Origin of the sequence: Polynucleobacter paludilacus, assembly GCF_018687595.1 — a bacterium.
Taxonomy (GTDB): domain Bacteria; phylum Pseudomonadota; class Gammaproteobacteria; order Burkholderiales; family Burkholderiaceae; genus Polynucleobacter; species Polynucleobacter paludilacus.
Genome location: NZ_CP061298.1, coordinates 505,970 through 529,029, shown reverse-complemented (window position 1 = coordinate 529,029; position 23,060 = coordinate 505,970). Strand labels below are relative to the sequence as shown.

Sequence of the window (23,060 nt, the reverse complement as noted above, 5' to 3'; positions counted from 1 at the left end):
AATAATCAAATGCCACCTAAAATCAAGGAAATGGCTATCGAACCCAATCCCAATTCCAAACCCGCCCGCCGGTTTACCCTGATGATCGGTGGGGAGGATGCCCTCGACCCTCAGGCTGAACAGCCGCCCTGTGGACTGCCGCAGGAGCGTTTTCTACTGGGTAAGCGGGTGCCGATTGCCCCGATTCTCTTATTGGGACAGTCTGATCTTGTCATAGATCCCCAGCTGTCGATTGCTTGCCTACAGCCAGTTCATCTTCATGCGACACGAGATCACCTAGTGCTCCTAAACCAAACTCAGCTTGGACTGACGCAAGAAGAATCTAACGCACTACTAAAGCCGATCCTGCCATTACTAGAGGAAGATTTTCAAAGCCCCCTGCTTTTTCATAACGCCTCTTTTTATTTCATACCTGCCGGACCGTTCGCCAGTCTCGCAACGCACAGTCTAGAACAATCCCACGGGCGCAATATTGACTGGTGGATGCCGCGTGACAGCCATGAAGAAGGTATATCCAAAAGATGGCGCAAGCTCCAAAATGAAATCCAGATGCTTTGGCATATCGATGCTATCAATCAGGTTCGTGAACAATCTGGCAAATCCAGTATCAACTCCATTTGGATTAGTGGAATTGGAAAATTAGCCGATGTTGAGGTCCCTAACTTCTTCAAAGAAATCAAAACCATTTACAGCAACAAACCGCTTCTCAAGGGGCTCGCGAAGTTTCTGAATACTCCTCAGTCGGCTGATGTTAATCCAGACCAACTGGAAGCGGGATTTGCCGATACAGATGATCCAGAACCGATTTGGGAAATGCTATCGACTGCTCTAGAAAATAAACAACTCGATGAAGTAATCCTGGTTGACTTCCCCCAGGGCCATTTTCGTGAACGCACATTTACTCGCAAATCATTGCATCAGCAGTCCTGGATGTTCTGGCGAAAAGCTAAAAAAATATCCTGGCAAGACCTGATTGGAACAGGTGCATGAGTCGCTTTCAGCATCGCCCTTACTCTGAGAGGGCTGCAAAGTGGCTCGAGCAAAGTGGTTTAAATCCATTACTCGCCAGATTATTTGCAGCACGAGGTGTTGAGAAGCCAGATGACTTATCTCTCGAACTCAAGAACTTACTATCTCCGACTGAACTCAAGAACTGTTTAAGTACGGCCAGCTTGTTGGCAGACATTCTAGAAAAGAAAGAATCGATCGTTATTGTTGCTGACTATGACTGCGACGGCGCAACGGCATGTGCGGTAGCTATGCGCGGCCTTAAGTTACTCGGCGCAGAAAGCGCCTCATTACAGTTTCTGGTTCCCAATCGCTTCACGATGGGTTATGGCCTGACCCCAGAGGTAGTGGAGCTCGCGGCAGAGCTTAAACCCAAGCCACGCTATCTCATTACCGTTGATAACGGTATCGCAAGTGCCCCAGGGGTTGAGCGTGCCCATGAATTGGGCATCGATGTCATCGTGACCGATCACCACCTGCCAGCAGACATCATTCCCAATGCGGCGGCAATTGTGAATCCAAACCAAGTAGGCTGTCCATTTCCGAGCAAAGCACTTGCAGGCGTTGGTGTGATGTTTTATCTCTTAGTTGCATTACGTGCAGAGCTACGTCAGCGGGGAAAATTTACTACTGAAACTCAACCCAAGATTGAAAATCTTCTTGACCTAGTAGCGCTGGGCACAGTAGCAGACGTTGCTCAGCTCGATCGCAATAATCGCATCTTGGTATCGAATGGATTAAAACGCATTCGAAATGGTCTTTGCCAAGCAGGTATTCAAGCCCTCTTCCAGGTCGCAGTGAGAGATATTCGTAAAGCAAACGCTTTTGACTTGGGTTTTGCTATTGGCCCCAGACTCAATGCTGCCGGCAGACTTGCTGATATGAGTTTGGGTATTCGCCTGCTCTTAACTGATGATCAGGGTGAGGCTTTGTCGATTGCTCAGGAACTTGATCGCATCAATCGAGAGCGTCGCGTGATTGAAACGGGTATGCAAGAGGAAGCTCTCGCATTACTGGCCGATGATCAACTTGCCAATACGATGGGTGAGAAATCTAGTATCTGCCTATGGAACGAGGCTTGGCATCAAGGGGTGATTGGTATTGTGGCCTCTCGCCTAAAGGAACGCTTCAACCGACCTTCACTAGTGTTCGCACCAGCAGACGGTGCTGACAGCAATGAATTGCGTGGTTCTGGTAGATCGATTACTGGCTTTCATCTGCGGGATGCCTTAGATCTAGTTTCTAAACGAGAGCCTGGTTTGATTCTGAAGTTTGGTGGTCATGCCATGGCAGCTGGGCTGACCATTCATAAAGCAGACTTTGCAAAGTTTAATGCTGCTTTCCAAAAAGTTGCTGATGAACTACTCACCGATGATTTATTAGAACGCAGCCATAGCCATGATGGCAGCTTAGCTCCTCATGAATTTACTCCTGAGCTTGGCGATCTTCTCGCTGAAGAAATCTGGGGGCAAGGATTTCCGCAGCCGGTTTTCTATGGAGAATTCGAGGTCTCAGAACAAAGTCTCATGAAAGAGAAACACTTGCGTTTGCAGTTGCGTCCGATTGAGAGCGCCACTAGTAAAGCCATCACTGGGGTTTGGTTCAATCGAACCCAAACCCTGCCCCAACGCGCCAAGCTGGCCTATCGCCTAGTCACCGACCGCTATCAAGGGCAGGCTCGTATTCAGCTGATGATTGAGGCCCACGACGACAATCCCGCCAATTAGGCTTCGTCAAGGTCCGGCTATAACCCCCTTATAATGAGGGGATGGAAGCCGAACAACTCAATACCATCTCCAATACCCTCTCTGATCTGCTCGAGCGCGAGCAAGCCCTTCGGGGGTATCTTTGACTTTGATGTAAAGTCACGCCGCCTCACTGAAGTTAACTCCATCCTCGAAGATCCCAAAATTTGGGATGATCAAAAAAAAGCCCAAGCCCTCGGTAAAGAAAAGAAATTGCTTGACGGTGTTGTTGCCACTCTCACCAATCTCAATAGCAATATTACGGGTGCACTCGAGTTGTTTGAGATGGCTAAAGAGGAAAATGATTTTGAGACGATCTCCGCAATTGAAAAAGATACAGAGAGCTATAGTCAGCTGATTAGCGATCTGGAGTTCCGCAGGATGTTCCACAATGAGATGGATTCTTGTAACTGCTTCATAGATATTCAAGCTGGTGCAGGTGGCACTGAGGCCTGCGATTGGGCAAGTATGCTCTATCGTCAATATCTAAAATATTGTGAGCGCAAAGGCTACAAAACCGAGATTCTTGAAGAGTCTGATGGCGATGTAGCAGGCATTAAGAGCGCGACCATCAAAGTCGATGGTGAATACGCCTACGGTCATCTGCGTTCTGAGACTGGAGTGCATCGCTTAGTACGAAAGTCGCCCTTCGACTCCTCCAATGGTCGACACACCTCATTTGCCAGTATTTATGTCTACCCTGAGATTGATGACTCTATTGAAATTGAAGTCAATCCAGCGGATATTCGGACGGATACCTACCGCGCTTCAGGTGCTGGCGGTCAACATATTAATAAAACAGACTCTGCAGTGCGTCTCACGCATATTCCAACTGGCATCGTGGTTCAGTGTCAGAATGACCGCAGCCAACACCGCAACCGTGCTGAAGCAATGAGTATGCTCAAGTCACGTCTGTATGAGCATGAGATGCAAAAGCGTCGTGCTGAGCAAGATAAGTTAGAGGCTAGTAAAACCGATGTAGGCTGGGGCCATCAAATCCGCTCTTATGTTCTAGACCAGAGCCGCATTAAAGACTTACGTACCAACGTTGAGATTTCCAATACCCAGAAGGTGCTTGATGGTGATCTTGATGCTTTTATTGAAGCTAGCCTGAAACAAGGCGTTTAATTCCATTAACCGCAACCCATTTTGATATGAACGATAAAGCCAACCCACCAGCTAACGCAGAACCCCTTGATGAAAATCACATCATTTCAGAGCGTCGTGAAAAATTAACCAAACTTCGGGAAGCTGGCGTTCCCTTTCCCAATGATTTTGTGCCAACGCATTTATCAGCGGATTTACACGCGCACTACGATAGCCTGACTAAAGAAGAATTGGCTGCCAAAAAAGTTCATGTCAAGGTTGCCGGTCGCATGGTCCTAAAGCGTGTGATGGGTAAAGCTAGCTTTGCCACTATTCAAGACCGAAGTGGGCAAATTCAGTTCTATATCAGCGATGAAATCAGCGGGGCTGATACGCATGCTGCTTTTAAGCATTGGGATATGGGTGACTTTATTGCTGCTGAGGGCCATCTCTTTAAGACCAATAAGGGCGAGCTCTCGGTTGAGAGTAGCAACCTGCGTTTGCTCAGCAAATCATTACGTCCTCTGCCAGATAAATTCCATGGGCTATCTGATTTAGAGACTAAATACCGTCAGCGCTACGTTGACCTGATCGTCAACCCTGAAAGTCGTAATACGTTCAAGGCAAGAAGTAACGCCATTGCTTCCTTACGTCGTCACATGCTTGATGCTGACTTCATGGAAGTAGAGACACCCATGCTCCATCCGATTCCTGGTGGTGCAACAGCAAAGCCCTTCATCACCCACCACAATGCTTTAGATATGCAAATGTATTTGCGTATCGCCCCTGAGCTGTATCTCAAGCGTTTAATTGTGGGTGGATTTGAACGCGTCTTTGAAATCAATCGCAACTTCCGTAATGAAGGTGTGAGCCCCCGCCATAACCCTGAGTTCACAATGATGGAGTTTTATGCGGCCTATACTGACTATCGCTGGCTGATGGACTTTACCGAAGGACTGATTCGTGCTGCAGCAATCGATGCTCAAGGCACTGCAGTCTTAACTCACCAAGGTCGCGAGCTGGATTTAAGCAAACCTTTCCAGCGCTTAACGATTACAGAGGCGATTCTGAAATATGGCCCTCAATCCAATAAACAATATCAAGCTGCGCAACTCGAGGATGCAGACTTTATTCGTTCTGAGTTGAAGAAAGGTGGCGAGAATCCTGACTCTCCCACTCTGAAGAATGCAGGTATCGGCGCTCTTCAATTAGCCTTGTTTGAATTGGTTGCTGAAGAGCATCTCTGGGAACCAACTTACATCATTGATTATCCAATTGAAGTAAGTCCCCTTGCGCGTGAGTCTGATACTCGTCCAGGCGTTACCGAACGTTTTGAATTATTCATCACGGGTCGTGAGATTGCTAATGGCTTCTCAGAGCTGAATGACGCAGAAGATCAAGCGAATCGCTTCCGTAAACAGGTAGAGCAAAAAGAAGCTGGTGATGAAGAGGCAATGTACTTCGACCATGACTTTATTCGTGCCCTAGAATACGGCATGCCCCCTACTGGTGGTTGCGGTATCGGTATCGATCGTTTGGTAATGCTCTTAACTGACGCACCCAATATTCGGGATGTGATTCTGTTCCCGCACTTACGTCGCGAAGAAGAGTAATTAGTGCTTTTTAAAAAGTCTTTGTACTAGTACGATCAAGATAATCGTAAACCAAACAAAGGACCATTCAGGTACTTGCAAACCGAGAATAGTTGGTAGTTGAGCGGAGCAAAGGCCATCCGCTTTAAATAGCCATGGCAAGGAGCGAACCAGCTCAAACTGATTGATCCAAGTTTCGAGGGGGTCAATACCGCAGGAAGTATCGGGATGAAACAAGACCCAGATATGGCGTCCAGCAACTACCAAGCCAAAAACTGCAAATAGCGTCGCCAACACATGGAAAGCTTTTCTGCTGGGCTGGAATGCCATTGCGATAAAACAAGCAAAACTCACTCCCAAATAGCCCACTCTTTGCATGATGCATAAAGGGCATGGCAAGAATGCGACACCCTGGTAACCAAATTGCTGGAGGATGAGCGCAACCATCACAAGACCCAGACTCAGAAAGCCCATGAGGAGGTAAAAAGTTCGGTTCATGCTTAGATAATAGCGAAGCTTGGGCTCTATCGAGCAATAATCCTTATTACTAAAAGTTCAGGGTATATAAAAAGTTAATCGCCTCCGACGCTCTCGGAACAAGCCCAAGAATGGGATAATGGCGGTTTTACTGAAAATCTCACCGCTTTATGGCTACTTGCAACACTGAAACCGTTCTGTCAGTTCATCATTGGAATGACACCCTATTTAGCTTTACGACTACCCGTAACAAGGGCTTGCGCTTTCGAAGCGGGCACTTTCTCATGATTGGTTTAGAGGTCGAAGGGAAACCGCTACTCAGAGCCTATAGCGTGGCAAGTCCAAATTACGAAGAGCATTTAGAGTTCTTGAGTATTAAGGTTCAAGATGGCCCACTCACCTCCCGCCTACAAAAAATTCAGGTCGGAGACCCCATTCTCGTTAGCGAGAAGTCGGTTGGAACTTTAGTGATTGATGACCTGAATCCTGGCAAACATCTGTACTTATTTAGCACTGGCACTGGCTTGGCGCCCTTTATGAGCATCATCCGTGATCCTGAAACCTATGACAAATTCGAGAAAGTCGTTTTGATTCATGGTGTGCGCCTAGTCAGCGAACTGGCTTATGGTGATTACATCAAGAACGAACTGACGCAAGATGAATATTTGGGTGAACTGATTCGTGGAAAACTCATCTACTACCCAACCGTGACGCGCGAGGCTTTCAAACACACCGGTCGTCTCACAACGGCCATTGAAACTGGTCAACTCTTCAAAGATATTGGTTTACCACCTTTGGATCCTGCAGTAGATCGCGCCATGATTTGTGGCAGCCCATCGATGCTCAAAGAAACCTGTGAAATGCTCGATAGTCGAGGCTTCAAAGTCTCCCCAAGCCTAGGTCATTTAGGGGACTATGTCTTTGAGCGCGCCTTCGTCGAAAAATAATCTATATATCTGAATGTAATATAGATATCGCTATATATTCCTTGTGGATATATAGAGTCATTGCTACAGTCGCCTCTTACGCTTGATTAATAGAGGAATCGCAATGTCACCAGTTCGGGAGCAATACAACCCCATCATCACCAGTCTGCTGCGTGAGCATGACCAACTACCGCTTGAACAAGTAGAAAACCGCAAATCGATTCAGCGTCGTATTTTGTTTTTGATGAACACAATCAAATTCCAGGAATTCGAAGAAGCCTGATACACATAAAAGAAAAAGTCATGATCCAGTTCTTCATCGATTCATCTCATTTCATTATTTCTGGCGCGCTGGTTGGGCTGTTAGTCGGCATGACCGGCGTAGGTGGCGGATCACTCATGACGCCTTTGCTAACGATCATTTTTGGTGTCGCTCCAACCACAGCGGTAGGTACCGATCTCGCTTTTGCTGCGATTACCAAAGGTTTTGGTACAGCAGCCCATCGCTTACACGGTAACGTCCGGTGGGATATTGTTCGCCTGCTGTGTTTGGGTAGCCTCACAACTGCAATACTATCGATCATCGCGCTGAAGTATGTGGGGCCAGTATCGAAAGATTGGAATCACCTCATCAGTCTTTCGATTGGTGTATCCGTTTTATTAACTGCAGGCTCACTCCTTTTTAGAGTGAAGATTATGAAATGGGTTCACGCTAACCCCAAACGTTTACCAAGCGGGTCTCCTCTCAAAGCGGCTACGCTATTGGTCGGAGCAGTGATTGGAGTTTTGGTGACCATCTCCTCAATCGGCGCGGGCGCTATCGGCGCTACTTTGATTTTGGTGCTCTACCCTACCCTTCGGCCAGCTGAAGTTGCAGGCACCGATACTGCCTATGCTGTGCCGCTCACCGCATTAGCAGGCCTTGGCCACTGGTGGCTCGGAAATGTGCACTTTGATCTATTAGCAGGCCTCTTAATTGGCTCAGTTCCCGCGATTTGGTTAGGAGCAAAATTATCGAGCATTCTGTCTGAAAAAATCACTCGCAATACGCTAGCAGCAACACTCTTTTTGGTTGGTCTAAAATTGGTGCTCTCATGAATGCCCCACAATTTTGGACTATTCCGCGTAGCAAGCTAAGCCCCTCCCAATTAGCTGAAAAAACCCAAGCGCTCACCGAGCGCTTAGTTTCTATTTGCAAGACCTACGATGATGTGCGCTTTGCTACCAGTCTCGCCGCTGAAGACATGGTAATCACCGATGCAATTGTGCAAGCAAAGCTACCAATCCAATTCTTCACCCTTGCTACAGGTCGCTTGCATCAAGAAACTGTAGATATGGTCAAGACTACTGAAGATCACTATCAAATTGCAATCACCAAATCGTATCCGGAAGAATCCGATGTACAAGCCTTTATTGATCAATATGGAATCAATGGTTTCTACGAGGGTGAAGCAGCTAAAAAAGCCTGTTGTGGAGCACGCAAGATTAAACCGCTGAATGCAGCCTTGCTTGGTGCGGATGCATGGTTAACCGGTCAAAGAAGAGAGCAATCCACTACGCGTACCGAATTAAATTTCGCGGAGCATGACGATGCTAGAGGAATTGAAAAGTTCAATCCGCTCTTTGATTGGTCTGAAGCAGATATTTGGGCCTACATCAAACAGGAAAATGTTCCGATCCATCCCCTGCACCTTAAAGGCTATCCCAGTATTGGGTGCGAGCCTTGTACTCGCCAAGTAAAACAGGGTGAGGATATTCGTGCGGGTCGTTGGTGGTGGCTCCAAAGCGATAGCAAAGAGTGTGGCCTGCACGTTAACCAATAATTGATGACTGATTAAATGCAAGAAAAAACCTTATTAGATGACCATCTCGATTGGCTTGAAGCTGAATCGATTTACATCATCCGCGAAGTCGTAGCGCAGTGCGCCAATCCTGCCATGCTGTTTTCTGGGGGAAAAGATTCAATTGTGATGTTTCACCTAGCGCGCAAAGCGTTTCAGTTTGGCGATCGTCCCGTCAAGTTACCCTTCCCGATTCTGCATATCGATACTGGTCACAATTACCCTGAAGTCATCCAGTATCGCGACGATGTCGTCAAAAAGACTGGTGTCAAACTCATTGTTGGACATGTAGAAGACTCTATAAAAAAAGGAACGGTACGTTTGCGCAAGGAAACAGATTCCCGCAATGCGGCTCAAGCAGTAACCTTGCTTGAAACCATTGCAGAATTTGAATTCGATGCATTGATGGGCGGTGCACGTCGTGATGAAGAAAAAGCCCGCGCCAAAGAGCGCATCTTCTCTTTCCGTGATGATTTTGGTCAATGGGATCCTAAAGCTCAACGTCCTGAGCTGTGGAATCTGTATAACGCCCGTATCGCTAAAGGCGAGAATATGCGTGTCTTCCCCATCTCCAACTGGACTGAGCTCGATATTTGGCAATATATCGCTCGTGAAAATTTGGACCTTCCCAGCATTTACTACACCCATCAACGCGAAGTTGTCAGAAAAAATAGCTTACTGGTTCCGGTTACGGATATCACACCCAAAGCACCAGGTGATGTCAGTGAGATTCTTGATGTGCGTTTCCGTACCGTGGGTGACATTAGCTGTACCTGCCCCGTACTCAGCACTGCCGCGAATCCACTCGACATCATTGCTGAGACTGCAATAACAGAAATCACTGAACGTGGTGCTACTCGGATGGATGATCAAACCAATGAGGCCTCCATGGAGCGCCGCAAGAAAGAAGGTTACTTCTAATGACCCAAGCGAATCATGCTGCAGAACACCAAAACGTAGTCCGTTTTATTACGGCCGGTAGCGTGGATGACGGCAAGAGCACCCTGATTGGTCGTCTCTTGTATGACACCAAGTCTATTTTGGTAGACCAACTTGAGTCCCTCTCTAAAACCAAACATGCCCGTGTCACCTCATCCGATGCCGGCGTTGATTTAGCCTTACTGACCGATGGCTTAGAAGCCGAACGTGAACAAGGCATTACGATCGACGTCGCTTACCGTTACTTCTCAACACCAAAACGCAAATTTATCGTAGCAGATGCCCCCGGCCACGAGCAATACACACGTAACTTAGTGACAGGTGCATCCCAATCCGACGTTGCGATTATTTTGGTGGATGCCAGTAGAGTCGATCTCAAAACATCTCCAGCAACTTTATTGGCACAAACTAAACGTCATGCCGCTATTGTTCACTTGCTCGGTTTGCGTCACGTTGTATTTGCAGTCAACAAAATGGACTTGTTTAATTTTGATGAGCAAGTCTTCAATACCATTACACAAGCGATTGAGGATCTGTGCCAAAAGATTGGCCTACCTCAGCCAACCCTCATTCCGATCTCGGCTTTGCTGGGCGCTAATGTTGTGAATACCAGCTCCAATACCCCTTGGTATAAAGGTCCCACCCTCCTCGCCTGGCTTGAAGGCTTGGATACTAGCCCTGCGTCAGAGAAAACAGGCTTTCGCTTTCCGGTGCAATATGTAGCCCGTCAAGACGGTAGTGCCTCGGATGATTTTCGGGGTTATCTTGGTCAAGTTGAGGCTGGTAGCATTCGCAAGGGCCAGAAGATTAAAATATTACCTGGCAATACTGAAGCGACCGTTGCTGAAATCTATCTTGGTAATGGCTCAACTCGCGATGGCTCTAATAATGGGGTGGATTCAGCGACTACAGGCGATGCGATCGCGATTCGCCTCAATGAGGATCTTGATATCTCCAGAGGCTGCTTATTTATTAGCGCTGACGATATTACGCCACCCAGTTTGAGTAAAGCAATTTCTGCTGATCTATGTTGGCTCGATAGCGAACCACTCTCCATGAATCGGAAATATGCCCTGCGTCACACTACCAATACGGTTGGAGCCAAGGTTAAAGCCATTGAAGAGGTGCTTGATGTTCAAACCCTATCTCATGCTAGTGAGACACACCCTCTTAATACGAATGAGATTGGTCGAGTGAGCCTGATTCTGCAAAAGCCGATTGCAGCCGATTTATTTGATGAATCTCAGGCCACCGGGGCATTTATTCTGATTGATGAAGTCAGCAACCACACCGTTGCAGCAGGAATGATTCGTCAAACTTCTTCGCAGTAATTTTTAATGGTTCTCTTTGGCATGGTTGATTGAGTACTTCGGTATCTCAATCACCAAATTCTCTTGCGCAATGATTGCCTGACAAGATAGGCGTGACTGTGGGCCAAGACCCCAAGCACGATCTAACATATCCTCCTCGTTTTCATCGGGAGCATTCAGACTATTGAAGCCCTCCTTCACCAGCACATGACAAGTGGTACAAGCGCAGACCATATCGCAAGCATGCTCAATGGGAATATGGTTTTCAAGTAAGGCCTCGCAAATTGAAGTCCCGGGCAAGGCCTCAACCACTGCACCCTCGGGGCAATATTCACTATGAGGCAAAACAACGATCTGGGTCATATTCTTCTTTTAGTATCAGTATGTTAAATTTCAGCGACATTCTTACCGGCTAGCGCCTTTTGAATACTCGCATTCATGCGGATTTGAGCAAAATCATCAGTTGCTTTGGCCGCATGGTCAACTGCTTTACGCAGAATGGCGCTATCGGTTTCTTGATTAAGGACTTGCTGCAAGACGGCCATTTCTTTTTCAACATTGATTTGCTCATCTTGGCTCAGCAAATTGCGATCAGCATCTAGGGCTGTTTGGACGGCATCTAGCAAGCGCTGAGCATTTACCTGCTCCTCACGGAGAGATCTGGCTTGCAAATCCATCTTGGCAGAAGCAAATCCATCTTGGAGCATCTTGGTGATCTCGCCATCGGTAAGTCCATAAGACGGCTTGATATTAATTGAAGCTTGCACCCCTGAGCCCTGCTCTAGTGCGCTGACAGATAACAAGCCATCGGCATCAACTTGAAAAGTTACCCGAATCCGAGCGGCGCCCGCAGCCATTGCCGGAATGCCTCTGAGTTCAAACTTAGCAAGTGATCGACAATCTTGAGCAAGTTCGCGTTCGCCTTGAATTACTTGTAGGGCTAGCGCCGTTTGGCCATCCTTGAAAGTGGTGAAATCTTGTGCGCGGGCGACGGGTATTGGCGTATTGCGAGGGATGATCTTTTCAACCAGGCCGCCCATGGTTTCAATGCCAAGGGATAAGGGAATGACGTCAAGCAAGAGCCACTCATCATTTTTGCCTTGATTGCCCGCCAGTAAATCTGCCTGCATTGCAGCGCCGAGCGCTACAACCTGATCAGGATTGAGATTATTCAGTGGCTCAGTACCAAACAACTCACCTACTGCTCTTTGGACATTAGGCATCCGAGTTGAACCACCTACCATCACGACGCCTTTTACCTCATCGGCTTTGAGTCCTGCATCACGTAAAGCTTTACGACAGGCGACTAAGGTCTTGTTAACCAAGTTCTGGGTAATCTCAAAGAGCTGCGCCTGACTCACGCCGACATTGACGATTGTGCCATTACTGAATTTTTGATGAACTCGCACCAAAGGACTATGACTTAAGTGCTCTTTAGCGTCTTTACATGCCAATAATAAAGAACGCTGATCTTGAATCGATAAAGGAGGAAGCTTGGCTTGTTCAATGACCCAGCAGAAGAGGCGATGATCAAAGTCATCGCCACCTAAGGCAGAGTCTCCGCCGGTGGAGAGCACCTCAAAGACTCCCTTAGTCATCCGGAGGATGGAGATATCGAAAGTGCCACCACCCAAATCATAAACAGCATAGATGCCTTCAGAAGCATTATCTAAACCATAAGCAATTGCTGCAGCAGTAGGTTCATTCAATAACCGAAGCACCTCAATGCCTGCTAGCTTGGCCGCATCCTTAGTGGCTTGGCGCTGTGCATCATCAAAGTAAGCAGGCACCGTAATCACCGCACCGACAATATCGTCGGCAAGAGAATCTTCTGCAAGCTGGCGTAAGCGGGCTAAGATTTCTGCAGATACTTCAATGGGGCTCTTATCACCAGCAACCGTGCGCAATTTGAGCATGCCGGGCTGATCAACAAAATCATATGGAGCACTCTCAATATGCTCTACGTCAGTGAGCCCACGACCCATATAGCGTTTAACAGATACAATGGTATTTTTGGGATCAAGCGCAATGCTTTCAATCGCCTCAAAGCCTGCCTGTGTTCGCCCATTCGGTAAATACCGAATTACAGATGGCAGCAACTCGCGACCCTGAGCATCTGGCAATACTTTGGGCAAAGCATCTCTCACTACTGCCACCAAAGAGTTTGTCGTCCCTAAATCAATCCCAACAGCAATTCGGCGCTGATGTGGTGCAAGGGATTTACCGGGTTCGGAAATTTGTAAGAGTGCCATGAGCTTATGCCAATGCAGTGATTGCGTCATCGAGCTCGATGGCGAACTTATCAATAAACAACAAGCCTCTGAGTAATTCAGCGGCACGCTCGTACTGATGCGCAGAATCAATTGCTTGAGAAATTTCAGAAATCACCTCAGCCTTGGCTTCCTCCACTTCGACTGTCAGCACCTCAAGAGCGCTAAGGTCCTCTTCTTTCTCATCCAAACTTTCACGCCAATCCATTTGACGCATCAAGAAAGCAGCTGGCATGGCAGTATTGGTTTCGAGCTTTGCATCGATGCCGTGAAGCTGGCAGATATACAAACCACGTTGGACAGGATTCTTAAGCGTTTGGTATGCAGTATTGGCGAGCGTTGCCATTTGCATCGCTATACGCTGCTCGGAATCAGTACCGCGCGCATGGCGATCGGGATGCACTTCTTTTTGTATCGTGATGTATGCCTGGTCTAAGGCAGACAAGTCTAGTTTGAATTGTTCTTTTAAGCCAAAGAAACGAAAGTAATCGTCAGACGCGGAAGGATTCACCACAACCACACTCATCTTTGACGTTGGGATTCTGAAACTTAAAGCCTTCGTTTAAGCCCTCGCGTACAAAATCTAGCTCGGTGCCATCTAGATAGGCCAAGCTTTTGGGATCCACAAATACTTTGATGCCATTTGACTCGAACAACTGATCTTCTGCATTTGGCTCATCGACATACTCGAGTTCATAAGCCAGGCCAGAACATCCAGTAGTACGAACACCAAGGCGCAAGCCACATCCCTTACCGCGCTTCTCTAGATTGCGGTTAACGTGGGCGGCTGCTTTTTCGGTAAGAGTAATAGACATAGGATAAATACTTATTTAGCGGGATGCTTTTCACGGTAGTCTTGAACTGCTGCTTTGATAGCATCTTCAGCCAAGATGGAGCAATGAATTTTCACAGGTGGCAAAGCCAACTCTTCGGCAATCAAAGAGTTTTTGATTTCCAAAGCTTGATCCAGAGTCTTGCCCTTCACCCACTCTGTTACGAGTGATGAAGATGCAATCGCAGAACCGCAACCATAGGTCTTAAATTTAGCATCCTCAATTACGCCTTGATCGTTCACGCGAATCTGCAACTTCATCACGTCGCCGCAAGCAGGTGCACCAACCATGCCGGTACCGACTGCGTCATCACCTTTGGCGAATGAACCCACATTACGGGGATTTTCATAATGATCGATTACTTTGTCGCTATATGCCATGATATTTTCTCTCTATCTGTCTTGGTTAATTAGTGAGCAGCCCACTGAATGGTGCTCAAATCAATTCCGTCTTTATACATTTCCCAAAGTGGTGATAACTCACGCAACTTGGCAATCTTTTCTTTTACTAACTTGATCGTGAAGTCCACTTCCTCTTCGGTTGTAAAACGGCCTAAGGTAAAACGAATGGAGCTGTGTGCCAACTCGTCATTACGCCCTAAGGCACGCAACACATAGGAAGGCTCTAAAGAGGCCGAAGTACAAGCAGAGCCAGACGAAATCGCCAACTCTTTCAAGGCCATCAACATCGACTCGCCTTCAACATAGTTAAAGCTGATGTTGAGGTTATGTGGCACACGGTGCTCCATATCCCCATTAACGTAGACCTCTTCAATATCTTTTAAGCCATTCAGGAGGCGATCGCGCAAAGCACGAATGCGTTTATTACCTTCAGCCATGCTAATACGGGCAATACGGAAAGCCTCACCCATACCTACAATTTGATGAACTGCCAAAGTTCCAGAACGCATACCGCGCTCATGACCACCACCATGAATCTGGGCTTCAATGCGAACGCGTGGTTTGCGGCTCACAAACAAAGCACCAACTCCTTTAGGGCCATACGTTTTGTGTGCAGAGAAACTCATGAGGTCGACTTTGAGGGTCTTCAGATCGATTTCTACTTTGCCAGTGGCTTGAGCAGCATCCACATGCAGAATGACACCGCGTGAGCGGCATAGCTCGCCAATGCGAGGAATATCTTGAATCACGCCGATTTCATTATTCACAAACATTACGGAAGCCAAGATGGTTCCAGGCTTCATGGCTGCGTCTAATTGCGCAAAGTCGATTAAGCCGCTTGGCAGCACATCTAAATAGGTGACCTCAAAGCCTTCGCGCTCCAAATCTCTACAAGTATCCAGAGTGGCTTTGTGCTCGGTTTTGACGGTAATGATGTGATTACCCTTTTCTCGATAGAAATGGGCCGCTCCTTTAAGAGCAAGGTTGATACTTTCTGTTGCACCACTAGTCCAAACAATCTCTCTTGGATCTGCATTCACCAGTAGCGCCACCTCTGAACGCGCCCACTCAACGGCTTCCTCAGCAGCCCAACCATAGGCATGACTACGTGATGCGGCGTTACCAAACTGTTCACGCAAATAAGGCAACATTTTGTCGACCACTTGCGGATCTATTGGGGTTGTCGCTGAATAATCCATATACACCGGAAAGTGCTTAGGACTAAACATGGGAACGGGTTGTTGAGGAATGTCTTGAGGTGCGTTCATGGTGTACTTTTTGTAATGCCCTAGGGTGTGCTTTAGCTCTGCTGGGCTAAATTAAATACGGAGTTAATCAATGGTGGCTTAGGTGCCACCTCCTTCTTAGCAGCCACAGATGCGGCTGCTTGTTTCTCGGGTTTGCCAGCCTCAATCTTGATCTTCTTGTGGCGCATATCCTGAATCACAAGGCCACGACCAGATTGCTGCTCTACTAAATCGCGTAAGGTAACAGAACTGAGGTATTCGACCATCTTTGAATTCAGATTGGCCCAAAGGTCGTGAGTCATACAACGACCCAGATGATCTTCCTCGCTATGACAGTTGCCTTTGCCACCGCACTGAGTCGCATCCAAAGGCTCGTCGACCGCCACAATGATGTCTGCAACGCTCACCTCATCGGATTTGCGTGCAAGGGTATAACCCCCACCTGGACCGCGGGTACTTTCGACGATATTGAAACGGCGCAATTTGCCGAACAATTGCTCTAGGTAGGAAAGGGAAATTTTTTGCCTTTGACTGATACCAGCCAAAGTTACAGGCCCATGTGCTTCACGGAGGGCTAAATCTATCATTGCAGTTACTGCGAAACGACCTTTAGTTGTAAGTCTCATATGTCACCTTGGTAATGGATTGTTATGGACAGCTATTGGTCAGATGGGTAATACCCGACCAATCCACTCAACTATAACAGAAATGGCGGTTTTTTGCCCCTCCAATACATATTTGGGCTGTAGGGAGATTAGCCAAGGGAGTCATGAGAAAGGGCCCCAAATGCCATTTCTTTGACTTTGGAGAGGCGATCTCGGGTGCTGGCCGCTTTCTCAAATTCGAGGTTCTTGGCCTCAGAGTTCATTTGCTTCTCTAAACGCTTAATTTCAGCGGCCAAGTCTTTTTCAGACATATCCTCATAGCGGGCGCGTTCTTCAGCAGCTTGGAGCTCAATCCGCTTCTCACCTACGTCATAGACACCATCAATAATGTCCTTGATGCGCTTAGTGACACCACGTGGCTCAATACCATGCTCTTTATTAAACGCAATTTGCTTCGTTCTGCGTCGCTCAGTCTCTCCCATCGCACGCCGCATGGAATCGGTGATCCGATCGGCATACAAAATCGCTTTACCACGAACATTTCGGGCGGCTCGTCCAATCGTCTGAATCAAACTACGCTCAGAACGCAAGAAGCCTTCTTTGTCAGCATCCAAGATCGCGACCAAAGATACTTCAGGAATATCCAAACCTTCGCGTAATAAATTAATACCGACCAAGACATCGAACACACCCAAACGCAGGTCGCGCAGAATCTCAACCCGCTCTACGGTATCAATGTCAGAGTGCACATAACGCACCTTCACACCGTTGTCTGATAAGTAGTCAGTGAGTTGCTCGGCCATGCGTTTAGTGAGTACAGTTACCAAAACACGCTCACCGACCTTCACTCGCTCATGAATCTGACCCAAGAGATCGTCTACTTGTGAGCTGGCAGGTAAGACTTCGATTTCAGGATCCACTAATCCGGTTGGGCGTGCTACTTGCTCGACAACTTGTCCAGTGTGTTGACCCTCGTAATCGGCTGGTGTCGCAGAAACAAAAATGGTTTGACGCATCTTGGTTTCAAATTCGGTGAACTTCAAGGGTCGGTTATCCATTGCCGATGGCAAACGGAAGCCAAACTCAACCAGCGTATGCTTACGTGACTTATCCCCGTTGTACATCGCATTAAGTTGTCCAATCAGGACATGACTCTCGTCCAAAAACATCAAAGCATCATTAGGTAAGTAATCGACCAAGGTCGGTGGAGCCTCACCCGGCTTTGCTCCAGAGAGATGGCGGGAGTAATTCTCAATCCCCTTACAGAAGCCCAACTCATTGAGCATCTCGAGATCAAAGCGAGTGCGCTGCTCTAGACGTTGCGCCTCAACCAACTTGCCATCCTTTACAAATTCATCAAGGCGATCGCGTAACTCAGTCTTAATCGTTTCAATCGCCTTGAGCACTGTCTCGCGGGGAGTGACGTAGTGTGAGCTAGGGTAGACAGTAAAGCGAGGAATCTTTTGACGAATGCGTCCTGTTAATGGATCAAAGAATTGCAAACTCTCAATCACATCATCAAAGAGCTCTACCCTGATCGCAAGTTCATTATGCTCAGCCGGAAAAATATCAATGGTATCGCCACGAACCCTAAAGACGCCACGCTTGAAATCGAGTTCATTGCGGTCGTATTGCATGGCAATCAAGCGCACCAAAATATCGCGCTGACTCATCTTGTCGCCAGGCCGCAGAGTCATGACCATGCTGTGATAGTCACCCGGGTTGCCAATGCCGTAGATCGCCGATACCGTTGCAACAATAATGACGTCGCGTCGCTCGAGCAAACTCTTGGTTGCCGACAAACGCATCTGTTCGATGTGTTCATTGATCGAAGAATCTTTTTCAATAAACAGATCACGCTGCGGCACATATGCTTCAGGTTGGTAGTAGTCGTAGTAGCTCACGAAATACTCCACTGCATTACGAGGAAAGAACTCTCGGAACTCACTGTAGAGTTGTGCAGCTAGGGTTTTATTCGGAGCGAAAATGATGGCTGGACGCCCCGTTCTGGCAATCACATTGGCCATCGTAAAAGTCTTGCCGGAACCTGTGACCCCCAAGAGCGTCTGAAACACCAAACCATCCTCAATCCCCTCGACCAACTTCTCAATAGCCTGGGGTTGATCCCCTGCTGGTGGGAAAGGCTGGTAGAGCTGATATGGTGAATCTGGGTAGGTCACAAACTTCGCTGGATCCAGCTCATGCCCAGCCTGACCCAAGGGATCCGCAACGATGACGGGTAGAGTCTCGCCCGCAGTGGCTTTGGAGGAGGTTTTCGGGGACTTAGGGGGCATCTCAGCTATCATTTCATCTGTAAGATTTATTACAGAGAATTTTGTACAAACGATGATTTTGCCGTTTTTATTTCAAAATAGTCAGCTTAAATGCAAAAATTCCTGAATTAAGCCCAAAAGTACCTCTAACTAACCTACCTCACCGACCAAATGACCCTGTTTTCCTCTGTTGCGCTAGCCCCTAAAGACCCTATTTTTGGCTTAACTGAAGCCTATGCCGCCGATCAACGGCCCGATAAAGTCAATCTTGGTGTGGGTGTCTACTTCACTGATGATGGAAAAATTCCTCTATTAAAGGCAGTCTTGAAGGCAGAAGAAGAATTGGTTGCCAAGCATTTACCAAGAGGCTACATCCCGATTGATGGCCCTAATCCTTACAACCTCGCCGTGCAGAATTTATTATTTGGCGCTGAATCACCCTTGATTCAGGATGGGCGCGTTGTGACTGCTGAGTGCATCGGTGGTACGGGCGCCTTACGCGTTGGCGCTGACTTTATTGAGCGTCTGAATTTCAAAGCCCCTGCTGCAATTAGCAACCCAACCTGGGAAAACCATCGCGGCATTTTTGAGGCTGCTGGATTTGAGGTTCTCGACTACACCTATTTTGACAGTGCAACTCATGGTGTTGACTTTGCCGGGATGGTGAAATCCTTAGAGTCTTATCCAAAGCACACCACCGTGGTTTTACATGCTTGCTGCCACAACCCTACTGGAGCTGACATTACTGAAGCGCAGTGGCGCCAAGTGATTGAGATTTGCAAGACTAAGGAACTCATTCCTTTCTTAGACATGGCCTATCAAGGTTTTGCTAGCGGCATCGAACAAGACGGCATCGCTGTTCGTCTATTTGCCGAATCAGGCATGTCCTTCTTTGTTTCAAGTTCATTCTCTAAATCTTTTTCCCTCTATGGAGAGCGTGTCGGTGCCCTATCCATCATCACCCAAAGTAAGGAAGAGTCTGTCCGAGTTCTTTCGCAATTGAAGCGCGTCATTCGCACCAACTACTCAAACCCACCTACTCATGGTGGAGCCATTGTTGCCGCAGTTCTGAATACACCTGAACTCCGCAAAATGTGGGAAGAAGAGCTCGGTGGCATGCGTAACCGCATTAAACAAATGCGTCACGATTTCGTTGTTAAATTGGCTGCAGCTGGCGTTAAAGAAGATCTTTCCTTCATTGAAGATCAGCGCGGGATGTTCTCTTACTCAGGCTTAACGGCTGAGCAAGTTGAACGCCTGCAGAAGGAAGATGGTATTTACGCCCTCTCGACGGGTCGTATTTGCGTTGCCGCCCTAAATACCAAAAATATTGATAAAGTGGCTAAAGCAATTGCTCGGGTTTTGGCGTCATAATTATTGGATGGTTTAAGAAGTACAACTGATTTTTAGGAGGCAGGATGCTATATCAGTTACACGAGTTTCAAAAAGCTTTATTAAATCCGCTGAGCGCTTGGGCGCGTGCAGCATCTGAAACTTTCATGAATGCCTCCAATCCGCTCTCGAAGATCCCAGGGTCTTCGCGTCTAGCAGCTAGTTATGAATTACTCCACCGCTTAGGTAAAGAATATAAAAAACCCGAGTTCGGAATTCAAACTGTTCACGCCCACGGTCGTGATGTTGCCATCCACGAAGCTGTGATCGTCACCAAACCCTTTTGCAAGCTGATTCGCTTCAAACGCTTCTCTGACGATGTTGAGGTGATTACAAAACTCAAAGCGGATCCTGTGGTGTTAGTAGTAGCACCTATGTCTGGTCATCACGCGACTTTATTACGCGATACGGTGCGCACACTCCTGCAAGACCATAAGGTCTACATTACGGACTGGGTCGATGCCCGCCTGATTCCCTTAGAAGACGGTGACTTTGGTTTAGATGATTACGTTCATTACATCCAAGAATTTATCCGGACAATCGGCGCGCAAGATCTTCATGTGATCTCTGTTTGCCAGCCAACTGTACCCACCTTGGGCGCTATCTCTTTGATGGCATCTGCTGGTGAGCAAACCCCAGCATCAATGATCATGATGGGCGGCCCGATTGATGCACGCAAGTCTCCTACTGCCGTCAACAATTTAGCTGATCAAAAATCTTTTGACTGGTTCGAAAGCCATGTCATTTATAAGGTACCGCCACCCCATCCTGGAGCTGGCAGACGGGTCTACCCTGGCTTCTTACAACATGCTGGCTTTATGGCCATGAACCCACAAAACCATATGCAATCGCATTGGGATTTCTTCAAGAGCTTGATGCAGGGCGATGAAGATGATGCTAACGCCCATATTCGTTTCTACGATGAGTACAACGCTGTGCTCGATATGGATGCGAAGTTTTACTTAGATACGATTAAGACTGTCTTCCAAGACTATGCACTACCCAATGGCACCTGGAAGGTCGGCGATGAATTAGTCAAGCCACAAGACATTTCGCATACTGCTTTACTGACTATTGAAGGCGAGCTAGACGATATCTCCGGCAGTGGACAGACTCGCGCGGCACACAAGCTTTGCAAAGGCATACCCGCTGAGCGTAAAGATCATTATGAAGTTGCAGGTGCTGGACATTACGGTATCTTCGCAGGTCGTCGTTGGCGTGAGAAGGTTTACCCCAAGGTCAAATCCTTTATTCGCGATCACCAAGAAATTCATAAGAAAACGAAAGCTAGACCGCCAGCCTTAGGCAGTAAGACCTCAGACTAATCAGCTTCAATTTGGTGGCGCATGCAATGAATTCCTTAGAAGTGGGTGCGCTCACCGAGCGCTTAGAGGATATTCTTCCTCAAACCCAATGTACTAAATGTGGCTATCCAGATTGTCGAGCCTATGCCGAGGCCCTAGCGACAGGTGATGTCAGACCCAACAGATGTCCTCCCGGTGGTGTCGAGGGCATTCAGAGGCTCAGTCAGATTCTGGAACCCTTCTTTTCTCAAGATGCTTTCGCACTCAATTTAGCAATAGACTCCAGTTGCGGTGTCGAGCGTCCCAGACCCGTTGCAATCATTGATCCAAAGCGATGCATTGGTTGTACTTTATGCATTCAAGCCTGTCCTGTTGATGCTATCGTGGGCGCATCGAAACAACTCCATGTCGTGCTTGACGATTGGTGTACTGGATGCGATTTATGTTTGCCACCCTGCCCGGTAGATTGCATCACGATGGTAGATGTCACTGATCAGCAGACTGGCTGGAATGCTTGGACTCCCACTTTAGCCAATGAAGCTCGAGCACGCTACCACGCTAGAGAAAGCCGTTTAACTAGAGAAGAACACGACAACCAAGAGCGCCTCGCTAAGAAAGCAAGCGCTAAATTAATGGCATTGAATACAGAGTTGGCATCAACCGAGGCTGAACTTGCCGAGCAAGCCCGCAAACGTCAAATCATTGCTGCAGCCATTGCACGAGCTCAGCAATCCAAATGAATCTTGAGCAACGCCGTAGCTTTTTTGAGCAATTAAAAGCAAATAATCCCGAGCCTACTACTGAACTGGAATACAGCTCCCCTTTTGAACTCTTGATTGCAGTGCTACTCTCAGCGCAAGCCACGGATGTTTCTGTGAATAAAGGGACGCGACAACTATTTAAGATTGCGAATACTCCCCAAGCCTTACTGGATTTGGGTGAGGAAGGTGTCCGCCCTTATATTCAGCACATTGGTTTATTCAGGACCAAGGGAAAGCATATTCAAGAGACCTGCAAGATCTTGCTAGAGCAACATCAAGGTGAAGTACCCCGGACTCGGGAAGCCTTAGAGGCATTGCCTGGCGTTGGTAGAAAAACCGCCAACGTCATTCTAAACACGGCATTTGGAGAGCCTACCATTGCAGTCGATACCCATATTTTTAGAGTGTCCAATCGAACTGGCTTAGCGCCAGGAAAAGATGTGGTCAAGGTTGAAGAGCAGCTTATGAAACGCGTTCCTAGAGAATTTTTACAGGACGCCCATCATTGGCTTATTCTGCATGGCAGATATACTTGCACGGCTCGCAATCCGCACTGTCAAGAATGCATTGTTGAGCCACTTTGCAGGTTTAAACAAAAAACTGGAAAAGGAAAAGTGCGTGGCGATATTTAACCCAACTCGCGAAGAAGTGCGGCGCTTTTTCTGTGACACCTGGAAGAAAAAAACTGAAGGTCATATTCTTGCTCCTCTTGAGATCATCGCAGGTGACTGGATGGAACAACACCCCGAATATCATAGCCTGCTTGCAGATCCTGAAGGGGCACTCGCTCAAGATTACACGCCGGAACGAGGAGAAACGAACCCCTTCCTCCATCTCTCAATGCATTTATCGATTAGCGAGCAAATCTCGATCGATCAACCGCCCGGCATTCGACAGATTGCTGAAAGCCTCACTAAGAAATTAGGCTCTGCACATGAGGCCCAACACCTGATGATGGAATGCCTAGGGCAAGTGATGTGGGAGGCTCAAAGAGAAGGCGCTCAGCTGAGCCCAGAAAAATATCTTGAGGCTTTAAAGAAACTGGTTTGA

At 47.5% G+C, this 23,060-nt stretch carries 24 protein-coding genes; 15 read left to right on the top strand and 9 right to left on the bottom strand.

From position 1 onward, the window contains the following. The first annotated feature begins 9 nt into the window (after nucleotides 1–9). From AOC06_RS02895 to lysS, 4 genes are all read left to right on the top strand, one after another. Nucleotides 10–990 carry a hypothetical protein gene (locus AOC06_RS02895; RefSeq protein WP_215381085.1) on the top strand — a complete coding sequence of 327 codons (981 nt, stop codon included), beginning with the start codon at nucleotides 10–12 and terminating at the stop codon, nucleotides 988–990. Then, a complete protein-coding gene (gene recJ, locus AOC06_RS02890) occupies nucleotides 987–2,735 on the top strand; it encodes a single-stranded-DNA-specific exonuclease RecJ (protein ID WP_215381082.1) in 1,749 nt (582 codons plus the stop codon). Before AOC06_RS02895 ends, recJ begins: the two co-directional genes overlap by 4 nt. A gap of 41 nt (nucleotides 2,736–2,776) precedes the next feature. Further along, nucleotides 2,777–3,881, top strand: a protein-coding gene (gene prfB, locus AOC06_RS02885; protein WP_215291643.1) for a peptide chain release factor 2 whose coding sequence is annotated in 2 segments (ribosomal slippage) — nucleotides 2,777–2,848 and nucleotides 2,850–3,881 — 1,104 coding nt in all. Because the reading frame shifts where the segments join, the coding sequence is not laid out codon by codon here. Between the two features lie 26 nt (nucleotides 3,882–3,907). Beyond that, nucleotides 3,908–5,452 (top strand): lysine--tRNA ligase, encoded by a 1,545-nt coding sequence (lysS, locus tag AOC06_RS02880; RefSeq protein ID WP_215381080.1) that lies wholly within the window; start codon nucleotides 3,908–3,910, stop codon nucleotides 5,450–5,452. Here the strand turns inward: lysS and AOC06_RS02875 are convergent, their stop codons facing one another. Then, nucleotides 5,453–5,929 carry a disulfide bond formation protein B gene (locus AOC06_RS02875; protein ID WP_215381078.1) on the bottom strand — a complete coding sequence of 159 codons (477 nt, stop codon included), beginning with the start codon at nucleotides 5,927–5,929 and terminating at the stop codon, nucleotides 5,453–5,455. A gap of 149 nt (nucleotides 5,930–6,078) precedes the next feature. On the opposite strand from AOC06_RS02875, the gene AOC06_RS02870 reads away from it, so the two are divergent. From AOC06_RS02870 to AOC06_RS02845, 6 genes are all read left to right on the top strand, one after another. Continuing rightward, complete coding sequence (locus AOC06_RS02870; protein ID WP_215381077.1) at nucleotides 6,079–6,855, top strand: ferredoxin--NADP reductase; 777 nt, start codon at nucleotides 6,079–6,081, stop codon at nucleotides 6,853–6,855. Between the two features lie 103 nt (nucleotides 6,856–6,958). Continuing rightward, the gene (locus tag AOC06_RS02865; protein ID WP_215381916.1) at nucleotides 6,959–7,117 is read left to right on the top strand and encodes a hypothetical protein; all 159 of its coding nucleotides are present in this window, start codon (nucleotides 6,959–6,961) and stop codon (nucleotides 7,115–7,117) included. Nucleotides 7,118–7,137: 20 nt separating this feature from the next. Continuing rightward, entirely contained in the window at nucleotides 7,138–7,932 is a 795-nt protein-coding gene (locus tag AOC06_RS02860) for a sulfite exporter TauE/SafE family protein (protein WP_215381075.1), read from the top strand. After that, nucleotides 7,929–8,657: a phosphoadenylyl-sulfate reductase gene (locus tag AOC06_RS02855; protein ID WP_215381072.1), complete on the top strand. Its 729-nt coding sequence runs from the start codon at nucleotides 7,929–7,931 to the stop codon at nucleotides 8,655–8,657. Before AOC06_RS02860 ends, AOC06_RS02855 begins: the two co-directional genes overlap by 4 nt. Before the next feature lie 15 nt (nucleotides 8,658–8,672). After that, nucleotides 8,673–9,596, top strand: coding sequence for a sulfate adenylyltransferase subunit CysD (gene cysD, locus AOC06_RS02850; RefSeq protein WP_215381070.1), 924 nt, complete (start codon nucleotides 8,673–8,675; stop codon nucleotides 9,594–9,596). Continuing rightward, nucleotides 9,596–10,945, top strand: coding sequence for a sulfate adenylyltransferase subunit 1 (locus AOC06_RS02845; protein ID WP_215381068.1), 1,350 nt, complete (start codon nucleotides 9,596–9,598; stop codon nucleotides 10,943–10,945). The genes cysD and AOC06_RS02845 overlap by 1 nt, the downstream gene beginning before the upstream one ends. 3 nt (nucleotides 10,946–10,948) lie before the next feature. Here the strand turns inward: AOC06_RS02845 and fdx are convergent, their stop codons facing one another. The 8 genes from fdx to uvrB all read right to left on the bottom strand — a co-directional run bounded on the left by fdx (nucleotide 10,949) and on the right by uvrB (nucleotide 18,586). Further along, nucleotides 10,949–11,287 carry an ISC system 2Fe-2S type ferredoxin gene (fdx, locus tag AOC06_RS02840; protein ID WP_215381066.1) on the bottom strand — a complete coding sequence of 113 codons (339 nt, stop codon included), beginning with the start codon at nucleotides 11,285–11,287 and terminating at the stop codon, nucleotides 10,949–10,951. 23 nt (nucleotides 11,288–11,310) lie between these two features. Beyond that, nucleotides 11,311–13,176 (bottom strand): Fe-S protein assembly chaperone HscA, encoded by a 1,866-nt coding sequence (gene hscA, locus AOC06_RS02835; protein WP_215381064.1) that lies wholly within the window; start codon nucleotides 13,174–13,176, stop codon nucleotides 11,311–11,313. 4 nt (nucleotides 13,177–13,180) lie between these two features. Next, nucleotides 13,181–13,720 (bottom strand): Fe-S protein assembly co-chaperone HscB, encoded by a 540-nt coding sequence (gene hscB / locus AOC06_RS02830; RefSeq protein ID WP_215381062.1) that lies wholly within the window; start codon nucleotides 13,718–13,720, stop codon nucleotides 13,181–13,183. Beyond that, nucleotides 13,686–14,009, bottom strand: a complete 324-nt coding sequence (gene iscA / locus AOC06_RS02825; RefSeq protein WP_215335392.1) for an iron-sulfur cluster assembly protein IscA — start codon at nucleotides 14,007–14,009, stop codon at nucleotides 13,686–13,688. Before iscA ends, hscB begins: the two co-directional genes overlap by 35 nt. Nucleotides 14,010–14,020: 11 nt before the next feature. Then, nucleotides 14,021–14,407 carry a Fe-S cluster assembly scaffold IscU gene (iscU, locus tag AOC06_RS02820; RefSeq protein ID WP_112203458.1) on the bottom strand — a complete coding sequence of 129 codons (387 nt, stop codon included), beginning with the start codon at nucleotides 14,405–14,407 and terminating at the stop codon, nucleotides 14,021–14,023. A 29-nt stretch (nucleotides 14,408–14,436) separates the two neighbouring features. After that, on the bottom strand, nucleotides 14,437–15,696 hold the full coding sequence (locus tag AOC06_RS02815; RefSeq protein ID WP_439650684.1) for an IscS subfamily cysteine desulfurase: 1,260 nt from the start codon (nucleotides 15,694–15,696) through the stop codon (nucleotides 14,437–14,439). A 32-nt stretch (nucleotides 15,697–15,728) separates the two neighbouring features. After that, nucleotides 15,729–16,301, bottom strand: coding sequence for a Fe-S cluster assembly transcription factor (locus AOC06_RS02810; RefSeq protein WP_215381060.1), 573 nt, complete (start codon nucleotides 16,299–16,301; stop codon nucleotides 15,729–15,731). Nucleotides 16,302–16,429: 128 nt separating this feature from the next. Continuing rightward, nucleotides 16,430–18,586, bottom strand: coding sequence for an excinuclease ABC subunit UvrB (gene uvrB / locus AOC06_RS02805; protein ID WP_255880013.1), 2,157 nt, complete (start codon nucleotides 18,584–18,586; stop codon nucleotides 16,430–16,432). Nucleotides 18,587–18,724: 138 nt separating this feature from the next. Between uvrB and AOC06_RS02800 the strand changes: the two genes are divergently transcribed. From AOC06_RS02800 to AOC06_RS02780, 5 genes are read left to right on the top strand one after another with little or no spacing between them, the layout of a single operon-like run. Next, entirely contained in the window at nucleotides 18,725–19,927 is a 1,203-nt protein-coding gene (locus tag AOC06_RS02800; protein ID WP_215381058.1) for an amino acid aminotransferase, read from the top strand. 44 nt (nucleotides 19,928–19,971) lie between these two features. Then, nucleotides 19,972–21,270, top strand: a complete 1,299-nt coding sequence (locus AOC06_RS02795; RefSeq protein WP_215381056.1) for a polyhydroxyalkanoate depolymerase — start codon at nucleotides 19,972–19,974, stop codon at nucleotides 21,268–21,270. Nucleotides 21,271–21,296: 26 nt separating this feature from the next. Beyond that, nucleotides 21,297–21,989: an electron transport complex subunit RsxB gene (gene rsxB, locus AOC06_RS02790; RefSeq protein WP_215381054.1), complete on the top strand. Its 693-nt coding sequence runs from the start codon at nucleotides 21,297–21,299 to the stop codon at nucleotides 21,987–21,989. Further along, entirely contained in the window at nucleotides 21,986–22,642 is a 657-nt protein-coding gene (gene nth / locus AOC06_RS02785; protein WP_215381053.1) for an endonuclease III, read from the top strand. The genes rsxB and nth overlap by 4 nt, the downstream gene beginning before the upstream one ends. Next, nucleotides 22,635–23,060, top strand: a complete 426-nt coding sequence (locus tag AOC06_RS02780) for a DUF1841 family protein (RefSeq protein ID WP_255880076.1) — start codon at nucleotides 22,635–22,637, stop codon at nucleotides 23,058–23,060. The genes nth and AOC06_RS02780 overlap by 8 nt, the downstream gene beginning before the upstream one ends.

Excerpts from the sequence above, each read along its gene's own strand:
- AOC06_RS02865 (WP_215381916.1), top strand. The coding sequence starts at position 6,959 with ATGTCACCAGTTCGGGAGCAATACAACCCCATCATCACCAGTCTGCTG.
- AOC06_RS02795 (WP_215381056.1), top strand. The coding sequence starts at position 19,972 with ATGCTATATCAGTTACACGAGTTTCAAAAAGCTTTATTAAATCCGCTG.
- uvrB (WP_255880013.1), bottom strand. The coding sequence starts at position 18,586 with ATGATAGCTGAGATGCCCCCTAAGTCCCCGAAAACCTCCTCCAAAGCC.
- AOC06_RS02800 (WP_215381058.1), top strand. The coding sequence starts at position 18,725 with ATGACCCTGTTTTCCTCTGTTGCGCTAGCCCCTAAAGACCCTATTTTT.
- iscU (WP_112203458.1), bottom strand. The coding sequence starts at position 14,407 with ATGGCATATAGCGACAAAGTAATCGATCATTATGAAAATCCCCGTAAT.
- AOC06_RS02855 (WP_215381072.1), top strand. The coding sequence starts at position 7,929 with ATGAATGCCCCACAATTTTGGACTATTCCGCGTAGCAAGCTAAGCCCC.
- AOC06_RS02810 (WP_215381060.1), bottom strand. The coding sequence starts at position 16,301 with ATGAGACTTACAACTAAAGGTCGTTTCGCAGTAACTGCAATGATAGAT.
- AOC06_RS02895 (WP_215381085.1), top strand. The coding sequence starts at position 10 with ATGCCACCTAAAATCAAGGAAATGGCTATCGAACCCAATCCCAATTCC.
- AOC06_RS02870 (WP_215381077.1), top strand. The coding sequence starts at position 6,079 with ATGGCTACTTGCAACACTGAAACCGTTCTGTCAGTTCATCATTGGAAT.
- recJ (WP_215381082.1), top strand. The coding sequence starts at position 987 with ATGAGTCGCTTTCAGCATCGCCCTTACTCTGAGAGGGCTGCAAAGTGG.
- cysD (WP_215381070.1), top strand. The coding sequence starts at position 8,673 with ATGCAAGAAAAAACCTTATTAGATGACCATCTCGATTGGCTTGAAGCT.
- AOC06_RS02875 (WP_215381078.1), bottom strand. The coding sequence starts at position 5,929 with ATGAACCGAACTTTTTACCTCCTCATGGGCTTTCTGAGTCTGGGTCTT.
- lysS (WP_215381080.1), top strand. The coding sequence starts at position 3,908 with ATGAACGATAAAGCCAACCCACCAGCTAACGCAGAACCCCTTGATGAA.
- AOC06_RS02845 (WP_215381068.1), top strand. The coding sequence starts at position 9,596 with ATGACCCAAGCGAATCATGCTGCAGAACACCAAAACGTAGTCCGTTTT.
- rsxB (WP_215381054.1), top strand. The coding sequence starts at position 21,297 with ATGAATTCCTTAGAAGTGGGTGCGCTCACCGAGCGCTTAGAGGATATT.
- hscB (WP_215381062.1), bottom strand. The coding sequence starts at position 13,720 with ATGAGTGTGGTTGTGGTGAATCCTTCCGCGTCTGACGATTACTTTCGT.
- AOC06_RS02860 (WP_215381075.1), top strand. The coding sequence starts at position 7,138 with ATGATCCAGTTCTTCATCGATTCATCTCATTTCATTATTTCTGGCGCG.
- AOC06_RS02815 (WP_439650684.1), bottom strand. The coding sequence starts at position 15,696 with ATGAACGCACCTCAAGACATTCCTCAACAACCCGTTCCCATGTTTAGT.
- iscA (WP_215335392.1), bottom strand. The coding sequence starts at position 14,009 with ATGTCTATTACTCTTACCGAAAAAGCAGCCGCCCACGTTAACCGCAAT.
- hscA (WP_215381064.1), bottom strand. The coding sequence starts at position 13,176 with ATGGCACTCTTACAAATTTCCGAACCCGGTAAATCCCTTGCACCACAT.
- nth (WP_215381053.1), top strand. The coding sequence starts at position 21,986 with ATGAATCTTGAGCAACGCCGTAGCTTTTTTGAGCAATTAAAAGCAAAT.
- fdx (WP_215381066.1), bottom strand. The coding sequence starts at position 11,287 with ATGACCCAGATCGTTGTTTTGCCTCATAGTGAATATTGCCCCGAGGGT.